This window comes from Micropruina sonneratiae (assembly GCF_025972045.1).
In the GTDB taxonomy this organism is placed as follows: domain Bacteria; phylum Actinomycetota; class Actinomycetes; order Propionibacteriales; family Propionibacteriaceae; genus Micropruina; species Micropruina sonneratiae.
The window spans coordinates 355,962-365,273 of record NZ_JAPDHX010000005.1; the positions used below are offsets into that span (position 1 = coordinate 355,962).

Consider the following 9,312-nt stretch of genomic DNA (forward strand, 5'->3'; position numbering starts at 1 on the left):
GGCTCACCGCAGCCAGGGCACGTAGCGCCGCATCCACGGCGCGTCGGGAGCCTCGTCGAGGACGCCTCCGTCGGGATCGTCGAGACGCTTCGGCGCCGCCGCGTGCCTGCTGTTCCACTGCGGGTTACGGACCGGGTCGAACTCGGGTTGCACGATGTCGCGGACCACCAGCCCGGCGATCCACAGCTGGACGCCGATGCGCACCATGATCGAGGCGATGTATAGCCCGTCGCCGCCCGAGCCCGACGACAGCGTGCCGTCCAGGTGCGCCCAGATCGCCATGAAGTACAGCCCTTCGGCGACCCCGAAGATCACCCAGTCGCGCCACCGCGGCCGGGCCATCACCACGAACGGCAGCAGCCACAGCACGTACTGCGGCGAGTAGACCTTGTTCACCACCAGGAACAACACCATCAGCAGCAGGAAGCCTTGCGACAGGCGCGGACGCCGCGGCGCGAGCAGCAGCAACGCACAGATCGCAGCCGTCCCGACCACCATCCAGAGGGTCTGCGCCGAGGACGCGTCGTCGACCGGGTGACCGGCCAGGCTGAGCGCGTACCACAACGAACCCAGGTCGGCACCACGGTCGACGTTGAAGGTCCAGAAGTACAGCCAGCCGGACGGAGTCATCAGGTACACGGGCAGGTTGACCGCGAGCCAGGCGGCCGCCGCCGCGCCCAGCGACGTCCAGAACGCCCGCAACCGCCCGCTGCGGAAGCACAGCACCGCGAGCGGGACGAACACCAGCAGCGGGTAGAGCTTGGCGGCCACGCCCAGGCCCCACCACACCCCGGCCCAGCCCGGGCGCCGGCGCGACCAGGCCAGGACGCCGAGCGCGGTGAACGCCAGCACCATGAAGTCCCAGTTGATCAGTCCGGTGGTGATCACCGCGGGCGCCGCCGCGATCATCATCGCGTCCCACGGCCGCGACAGCCGCAGGTGCGCCCAGAGCACGACCAGGAAGAAGCCGAACAGCAGCACCGCGTTCACGCCGACGAACAGTGCCGCCGCATGCTGGACGGCCGAATCGGGGACGTCGGGGCCGACCTGACCGCCGAGCAGCACCGTGATCCGGCGGGCCAGATCCATCAGCGCCCCGGTCAGCACCGGATACTCGACGTCGGCGGAGATGAACGGGATCTTCCCGTCGGCGATGCCGCGCGCGTAGAACAGCGGGCCGATGTCGCTGTAGCACATCGCCTTGTAGACCGACGCGCCGAGCTGGCAGGGCAGCTGGCGCAGCATCAGCACCAGATACGACACGGTGCCGGCCAGGAACACCCACGGCTGCGGGTTGAACCACAGCCCCGCCGCCTCGGCCCGTTGACCCATCCGGCCACCGAGCACGCGCTGATCGGTCATCGAGTCGTGCGGGTCGGCCGCGACGTGGGCTCGTCCGTCGCCCCGCCGGTCGGCTCGGTGCTGGGTTCGTCGGTCGGTTCGTCGGTGGGTTCGGTGCTGGGCTCGTCGGTGGGCTCGGTGGTCGCCGTCTCGGTCGGCTCGGCGGTCTCCGACCTGGTCGGCGTGGCCGTCGCGGTCCGGGTGGCCGGGGGGACGCTCGGGCTCTGGGTCGACACCCGGTGCGTCGGGCCGTCGAAGGGGACGTCGTCCAGGCCCCGCTGGGCGACCTGCATGTAGGCCATCCAGGTGCTCAGCGGCGGGCCCGAGCCGAAGAAGCCCGGGTAGTAGTCGTTGAGGTCACCGGTGCCCTCGTCGCCCGCCACATACATCACGGCGGTGGCGATCTGCTTGGTCATGCCCACGAACCAGCAGGCGGTGGTCTTCGAGCCGCCGGCGGCGTCCCGGATGTAGTAGGTGCCGGTCTTGCCGGCGATCGGGAAGCCCATGCTGCCGGCGCGCGAGGCGGTACCGTCCTGAACCACGTTGGTCAGGGCGTAGGCGACGTCGTTGGCGACGTCGGCGTCGATGGCCTGTTCGGGCTTGACACTCGACCGGTAGATCACCGCGCCCGAGGCGTCCTTCACCTCGTCGACCACATGAGCCTCGGCGTGCTTGCCGTCGGCGGCGAAGGTGGCGTAACCGCTGGCCTGGCTGAGCGGGCTGACCTCGGGGATGCCGAGCGGAATGCGGCTGACCGGCTCCCAGCCGGCGGCTTTCGGCAGGCCGGCCTGCTGGGCGAACTTCAGCGTCTCTTCCGGCCCGTCCTTCATCCTGCCCTCGAGGTCGACGAAGGCGGTGTTGATCGAATGGGTGGTCGCCTGCAGCAGGGTGACCGTGCCGTAGTTGGAGTTGCCCGCGTTGCGCACCGGGGTGCTCTCGCCGGGCGGGGTGAACTCCGAGCCGTTCAGCGTGTCACTGAGCGTGAAGCCCTGGCCGAGTGCCGTGCCCAGCGCGTAGGGCTTGAACGTCGAGCCCGTGGGTCGTGCCGTGGTGGCCCAGTTGCGGCTGTCCTTGACGAAGTCGGGACCGCCGTACAGCGCGATCACGGCACCGGTCTCGACGTCGACCGACGCCAGACCGGCGTGCAGGTTCTTGGCCTTCTTGCCGGTGACCGCGACGCTGTCGGCGGTGACCTTCTGCGCCGCCTTGACCGCGGCCTCCTGCGCCTTGGCGTCGAACGTGGTGGTGATGTGCAGCCCGCCACCGGCGATCTGCTGGTCGGTGAAGCCCTTGTCGCGCAGTTCGTCCTGCACCATGTTCAGCAGGAACCCCTTCGGGCCACCGAACTGCGAGTCGCGCTCGACCTCGGGGAACTCCGGCAGCTCGTCGTAGATCTCGGCCTTCTGGACCTCGGTCATCTTGCCCATCTCGACCAGCCCGTTGATCGTGTACTGGTAACGCTCGAGCAGGTCGGCCGCCTGCTTCTTGCCCTTGGCCGGGTCGAGGTTGCCGGGGTTGTTGACGATCGAGGTGAGCACGATGGCCTCGGGATCGGTCAGCTTCGCCGCGGGCTTGCCGAAGAACGCCTGGGACGCAGCCTCGATGCCGTAGGCGCCGCGACCGAAGTACACCGTGTTCAGGTAGCCCTCGAGGATCTGCTCCTTGGACAGCTCGTTGCCCATCTTGGCCGCCAGCAGGATCTCGGTGAACTTGCGGCTGAAGCTCTTGTCCTGGGTCAGGTAGAGCACCTTGATGTACTGCTGGGTGATGGTCGAGCCACCCACCACGTCCTCGCCACGCATCACCGAGATGACGGCGCGGACCATGCCTGGGATAGAGACGCCCGGATCGGTCCAGAAGGTGCGGTTCTCGCCGGCGACGATAGCGTCCTTCACGTTCTGCGGGATCTCGTCGTAGGCCAGGCTCTGCCGGTTCTGGATCTGGTAGCTGCCGATCGTCTCCTTGCCGTCGTTGTAGTAGACGAAGGAGGTGTTGGTCTGGAAGTCGGCGTTGGGGTCGGGCAGCTGCACCGTCGCGTAGGCGACCCCGAGCACTGTGCCGCCGGCGACCATCAGCGCCAGCACGGTGATGCCGAACCAGGTGAAGAATCGGCGCCAGCCGCTGCTGCGCTTGCGGGAACCCTTGGCGGTCTTCGTGGTGTCGGTCGGCCCGGAATCGGGTTGTGCGGCCTCAGCCATAGATGTCCTCGACGGTGCGTTGGCGGCGCGGCGGCCGGCGCTTCACGCCGTCGCCCAGCAGGTAGGAGGTGATCATGTGGTTCCAGCCGCAGTCGGTGCACACCTCGACCACGCACACCTTGAACTCGCCGAACTCGCTCTGCATCTCGTCGAGCTCGGCGGTGGACTTGATCCTGCCCGAGTACTGGCCGAGCTGCTCGCCGAACACGTAGTGCAGGTGCACCATCCGGGCCTCACAGATCGGGCAGCGGTCGGCGGCGTCCTCGCCGTGGTGCAGGGCCGAGCGGATCAGCATCGGGTCGGCGTCGCAGGCGTCCGAGCGGGAAAGCGTGCGCGGGGAACGCCGCAGCGCCTGCAGGGTATTGCGGCGCTGCAAGGCGTAGTCGATCACCTCGCGCTTGGACCACATGGCTCCCAGGGTAGTTGGACGGCGCCCGACGGTCGATCCTCCGCGGGACGCCCGGACGCCCGGACGCCGGCGCGACTGGGCGTCCGCAGGCCGCGACGGCTAAGATCGGCGACGTTCCGTGCGGCGGCGTCCCGCCCGCGGACGCCGACCGGGGACGTGGCGCAACTGGCAGCGCAAGACCTTTGCAAGGTCGAGGTTGAGGGTTCGAGTCCCTTCGTCTCCACCAGCCTCGCCGACGCCACGACCAGACTGTGAGTCCGGGCATTGAGTTCAATGTCCAGACTCACACTGTGGTGAATCCCCGCCGACCTAGGGTGACCGGATGGCATGGTTCAGCGGCAACGACACCCCCGATCCCGGACTGGACGCCCGGGTGCGCAACCTCGAACAGCAGGTCTCCGACCTGTGGCGGGCGATCGAGGCCCTGCAGGTCGGCCCGGCCGGGCCGGGTGCGGATGCCGCGCCGGCCGGCCACCCGCCGGTCCCCCAGCAGCAGGCGCCGGGCCAGCCAGGATGGACCTCGCAGCCCGGCTCCCCAGGCTGGGACGCCGAGGCCCGCGCGCTGAAGGCGTCCGGACGGCCGATCGAGGCGATCAGGCAGGTGCGAGCCGTCACCGGCTGGGGGCTGAAGGAGGCCAAGGACTACGTCGACGGGTTGTGAACCTCAGCGCGGCTCGGGCAGGTGGGCGAAGGTGGCGATCGTCGCCTCGGCGCGGCGCACCGCCGACAACTCACCGGCCGGGATCACCTCGGACAGGAACCCGTAGTCCTCGCGCAACCGCAGGGCCTCCGGCTCACCGGTGGACGCCGACCGGCGCACCGCATTCCACCAGTCGCTGACGTCTCCCCAGCCGGGAGCGGCCAGCGCACCACCGAACTGTTGCACCGCCAGCCCCGCCGTGAGCGCGGCGAACCTTAGCCGCACCGGCAGCGGCCAGCCGGCCAGGGTGCCGGCCACCAGCGCCGCCCCGAAGCAGTCGCCGGCCCCCGTCGGATCGATCGCGGCCACCCCGACCGCGGGCACCCGGCACCACTCGCCGGACAGCGCATCGGTCGCTATCGCCCCTTGTGAACCGAGAGTCACCACCGCCAGCGGGACCAGTTCGGCGAGCAGCTCCAGCGCCTCCTCGGGGGTGCCGGTGCGGGTGTAGGCCATGGCCTCGCGGTGGTTGGGCATGAAGCAGTGACAACCCGCCAGCCGGTCGAGGATGCATCGGTCCCAGGCGCCGGTTCCGTCCCAGCCCACATCGGCGAAGACCAGAGCCCCCGACGCGCGCAGTGGCTGCCACCACGGGTCGCCGTCCAGTTCGGCGATCACCGCCCTGGCGTGTGCGCCGGCGGCCAGCAGCCCCGAGGCGGGCACCGGCGCCTCGTGGCCATGGGTCACCATCGCGCGGTCGCCGTCGTAGGCCATGGACACCGTCACCGGTGTGTGCCAACCGGGGAAGTCGGGCGACATCGAGGTGTCGACCCCCTCCTGCTCGGTCAGCACCTGCCGGCACCACTGCCCGTAGCCGTCGTCGCCGAAGCCGGCGATCAGGCCGGTGCGCAGGCCGAGTCGGGACAACGCCACGGCCAGGTTGGCGATGCCGCCCGGCGATGAACCCATGCCTCCGGCCCACACCTCGGTTCCCGGACGCGGTGGCGTGGGCAGGTCGGTGAACACCACGTCGGCGAACACCATGCCGGCCACCAGCACGTCGAAATCCGGCCCCTCGGGTGCGGTCATGGCCGGTGAGCGTTCGCGAGCGGGGTGACGAGCGGCGTCCGCACGGCGATCACGGCCGGTCCGTCTCGGCCGCCCAGGTGGCGGCCACCCGGGCCCGCCGCCGGCGTCGCGGCTGCAGCGCGGCGACCGCGACTGTGATGAGCACCCCGATTCCCAGCACAAGCTTCACCCCCGGCAGTCTACGGAACGCGGACGGGCAGATTCTGCCGTCCGCACGGGGCTTCTCCACGGGGGCCCACTTCTCCACAGGGGCCGCTTATCCAGGGGGATGCGTTCTCATCAACGCCGACTACTGACCACAAGCGTGCCTACTTTCGTGTTGTGACATGAAAGTAGACACGGTTTCCGAAAACAGTGCGCGTTGATGAGAACGGCACCCCCCCGGGCGCGGGCCGGACGCGGCCAGGCGCCGCTCAGCGGGGCGGTGGCGGCTCGACACCGCGCTCAGCTTGACCGTCAGCGAGCCAGACGCCGCAACGCGGGCCGGACACCGGCCCAACCGGGCGCCAGCGGGCACACCGCTCAGCGGGGCGGCAGTTGCGCCAGCGGTGCCCAGGGGTCGCTCTGCCGGGCCGTCCAGGCCGACGCCCGGTCGGCGGCCAGGGCGCGGGCAAGTTCGGCGAGCCGGTCGGCGTCCGGCACGGTGACCGCCGTGCCGTCGAGTTCGCTCGCGCCGGCCAGGGGCAGCGGCGCGGCACCGATCGACTCGGAGACCACATGCACGTCCAGCGCCATCCGGCGGATCTCCGAGGGGGTGAGATCGGCGTCCACCGTGACGCAGTGGTGCAGCACGTCACCGATGGTCTCGACCTTCGCCGGGTTGGTCAGGGCGTCCCCGCTGACGATGCCGCGCAACACTTCGACGAACACCGCCTCGCTTCGTTCGAGCCGCACCATCGGATGCTTGTTCGCACTGAGGTAGACCAGCGCCTGCGGGCCGGTCAGCCGCACCTCGCCGGCCGCGAAATGCCAGCCGTCAGCCGACATCTCGGCGTCGTTGCGCACCGTCACGCCGCCGATGACGTCGACGATGCGGGTGAAGCCGTCCAGGTCGATCACCACCAGGTGGTCGATCCGCAGCTGCAGCAGCGTCTCGATCGCGCGCACGGCGCCGGCTCCGTCGCTGCCGACCACGTGTGCCAGGCTCGTCTCGTGGCCGTTCGCGTCGTCGACCAGCAGGTCGGCGGGCAGGCCGATCAGGTGCAGTCCGTCGCGGGCGCCGGACAGCTGGGTCAGGTAGGCGCTGGCCAGCGTGCCGGAATCGTCGGTGACCAGCACCAGGTAGCGCACCGGCTGCGCCACACCGTCGGCTGCGGACGCCTCGGGACGGCCCGGGTAGTCGGGCAGCGCCGCGCCCCGCTGCACCCCCGACATCGCCTGGGTGACTGCGCCCAGGTACAGCGAGACCAGCCCGAGCACCCCGGCCACGACGACCAACGCGCCCAGGGTGGCGACCGCCACCAGCTGATCGCTCCGGGTACGCATGGCACCAAGGCTAGATTCCCGAGGCAACCGAGGGGTGCCGCCGCCTACGCTGGGGGCGATGAACGCCCGCGACCTGCTGTTCCCGCCCGGTGCCACCAGGCACGACTGGGTGCTCGACGGCATGCTGGCGGGCGGCATGCTGCTCGTCACGGTGCTGCCCTACGCCACGTTCTCGGCCTGGAACACGGTGCCCCGGATGCTGCTGCTGCTGGTGCTGTCGATGATGGTGCTGCCGCTGGTGCTGCGCCGGCACTCGCCGCTGCTGATGCTGGCCGGCTGCACCCTGGCGGGGATCGCCCAGGTGATCGTGGTGAACACCTTCACCACCACGCTGGTGGTGCTGCCGATCGTCGCCTATTCGGTGGCTCGCTGGGTGCCCGGCCCGCTGGCGCGTTCGGTGGTCGTGATCGGTGCGTTCGGTGCGGTGATCGGGCCGCTGCGCTGGTCGACTGCCGCCCAGGGGTTCGCCATCAGCGCCCGAGGCATCGTGCTGTTCGTGCTGGCCGCCTTCGTCTGCCTTGGCCTGATCATCACCCCCTACGCGATCGGGCGCCGGGTGCGCGAATCGTCCGCCGCCCATGCCGACCGGGTCGCTGCCGCCGACGAGCGCTACCAGTTGCTGCTCGCCGAGCGGGAACAGCAGGCCAGGCTGGCCGAATCCCGGGCACGGGCCACGATCGCCCGCGAACTGCACGACATCGTCGCCCATTCGCTGTCGGTGATCATCGTGCAGGCCGAGGGCGGCCGGGCACTGGCGGCCAAACGCCCCGAGGCGGCGCTGACAGCGCTGGACACCATCGCCGACACCGGACGCGAGGCCCTCAGCGAGATGCGCCGCATCGTCGGGGTGCTGCGCAGCGAACCCGAGCGACGCGGGGCCGATTGGGAGCCTGCCCCGTCGCTGGCCGACATTCCCGACCTGGTGCACCGGGCGTCCGACCGGGCGACGCTGGTGGTGCACGGCGACCCCCCGCGGGTCTCACCCGCCCTGGAGTTGACCATCTACCGGGTGGTGCAGGAGGCGTTGACCAACTTCCTCAAGCACGCCGGGCCAACGGCGACCGCGGTGGTCACCCTGGCCTACTCGGCGGCGGAGATCATGGTCGAGATCGTGGACAACGGCCCCGGCCCAGAAACGGTGACCACCACCCCCGGGCACGGCCTGCGCGGCATGGCCGAGCGGGTCACGTCGATGGATGGCCGGTTGGAGGCCCATCCGCTGGCGCTGGGCGGCTTCGTCGTCCGCGCCGTCCTGCCCGTTCAGAACCGACAAGGAGCGAATCGATGAGCCCGATCCGGGTGTTCCTGGCCGACGACCAGGCGCTGGTCCGCAGCGGTTTCCGGATGATGATCGAAGCCGAGGACGACCTCGTGGTCGTCGGGGAGGCGGCCGACGGCGCCGCGGCGCTGCGCGCCTTGGCCGCACAGCCCGTCGACGTGGTGCTGATGGACATCCGGATGCCGGTGATGGACGGCGTCGAGGCGACCCGCCGGATCGTGCAGTCCGGCCTCGGCACGAAGGTGTTGGTGCTGACCACGTTCGACCTCGACGAATACGTGTTCGCGGCGCTGAAGGCCGGGGCGTCCGGCTTCCTGCTCAAGGACGCCCGGCCGGCCGACCTGACCGCTGCGATCCGCGACGTGGCCGCCGGCGAGGCGGTGATGGCGCCGTCGGCGACCCGCCGGCTGCTCGACCACGTGGTGCCCACCCTGCCCGCCTCGCCCGGCTCGGACCATCGGCTCGACGTGCTCACCGACCGCGAACGCGAGGTGCTGGTCGAGATCGCCGCCGGCGCCACCAACTCCGAGATCGCCGGCAAGCTCTACATGGCCGAGGGCACCGTCAAGACCCACATCGGCCGGCTGCTCGCCAAGCTGCAGTGCCGCGACCGGGTCGGACTGGTGCTGTTCGCCTACGAGACCGGCCTGGTGCGGCGGTAGCGCCGCTAGGTGTATCCGGCCATCACGTTGGTGGCAGGCGGCTGATCGGGGGGTGTCCTCCGAGTGCGCTGTGGCGTCGTTCAGTGTTGTAGTGCTCGATCCAGGGCGCAAGGGCCGCTTGCCGTTCGGTGTTACTGGTGAAGGCTCGTCGGTAGGCCCACTCGGTGGCCAGGGTGCGGTTGAGTCGTTCGACCTTGCCGTTCTGCCAG

The 9,312-nt window shown here is 70.4% G+C and carries 9 protein-coding genes and 1 tRNA gene; 4 read left to right on the top strand and 6 right to left on the bottom strand.

Annotated features, from left to right (window positions below):
- Positions 1–3: 3 nt before the first annotated feature.
- The 3 genes from OIE40_RS14630 to OIE40_RS14640 are packed head-to-tail and all read right to left on the bottom strand — an operon-like array spanning position 4 to position 3,948.
- Positions 4–1,362, bottom strand: coding sequence for a glycosyltransferase family 87 protein (locus OIE40_RS14630; RefSeq protein ID WP_264703407.1), 1,359 nt, complete (start codon positions 1,360–1,362; stop codon positions 4–6).
- Positions 1,359–3,539: a transglycosylase domain-containing protein gene (locus tag OIE40_RS14635; protein WP_264703409.1), complete on the bottom strand. Its 2,181-nt coding sequence runs from the start codon at positions 3,537–3,539 to the stop codon at positions 1,359–1,361. The genes OIE40_RS14630 and OIE40_RS14635 overlap by 4 nt, the downstream gene beginning before the upstream one ends.
- Positions 3,532–3,948, bottom strand: a complete 417-nt coding sequence (locus OIE40_RS14640) for a DUF5318 domain-containing protein (RefSeq protein ID WP_264703411.1) — start codon at positions 3,946–3,948, stop codon at positions 3,532–3,534. Before OIE40_RS14640 ends, OIE40_RS14635 begins: the two co-directional genes overlap by 8 nt.
- 150 nt (positions 3,949–4,098) lie before the next feature.
- Between OIE40_RS14640 and OIE40_RS14645 the strand changes: the two genes are divergently transcribed.
- Positions 4,099–4,174, top strand: a tRNA-Ala gene (locus OIE40_RS14645).
- A 96-nt stretch (positions 4,175–4,270) separates the two neighbouring features.
- Positions 4,271–4,609, top strand: coding sequence for a ribosomal protein L7/L12 (locus OIE40_RS14650; RefSeq protein WP_264703413.1), 339 nt, complete (start codon positions 4,271–4,273; stop codon positions 4,607–4,609).
- Positions 4,610–4,612: 3 nt separating this feature from the next.
- Here OIE40_RS14650 and OIE40_RS14655 read toward each other — a convergent pair whose 3' ends face one another.
- Positions 4,613–5,677 carry a PfkB family carbohydrate kinase gene (locus tag OIE40_RS14655; protein ID WP_264703415.1) on the bottom strand — a complete coding sequence of 355 codons (1,065 nt, stop codon included), beginning with the start codon at positions 5,675–5,677 and terminating at the stop codon, positions 4,613–4,615.
- Between the two features lie 522 nt (positions 5,678–6,199).
- Positions 6,200–7,162, bottom strand: a complete 963-nt coding sequence (locus OIE40_RS14660) for an LCP family protein (RefSeq protein ID WP_264703417.1) — start codon at positions 7,160–7,162, stop codon at positions 6,200–6,202.
- Positions 7,163–7,220: 58 nt separating this feature from the next.
- Between OIE40_RS14660 and OIE40_RS14665 the strand changes: the two genes are divergently transcribed.
- Entirely contained in the window at positions 7,221–8,450 is a 1,230-nt protein-coding gene (locus tag OIE40_RS14665) for a sensor histidine kinase (RefSeq protein WP_264703419.1), read from the top strand.
- Positions 8,447–9,103, top strand: a complete 657-nt coding sequence (locus OIE40_RS14670; protein WP_264703421.1) for a response regulator — start codon at positions 8,447–8,449, stop codon at positions 9,101–9,103. The genes OIE40_RS14665 and OIE40_RS14670 overlap by 4 nt, the downstream gene beginning before the upstream one ends.
- A gap of 22 nt (positions 9,104–9,125) precedes the next feature.
- Here OIE40_RS14670 and OIE40_RS14675 read toward each other — a convergent pair.
- Positions 9,126–9,312, bottom strand: a 187-nt coding sequence (locus OIE40_RS14675; RefSeq protein WP_264700629.1) for an integrase core domain-containing protein, incomplete at its 5' end; no start/stop codon positions are given.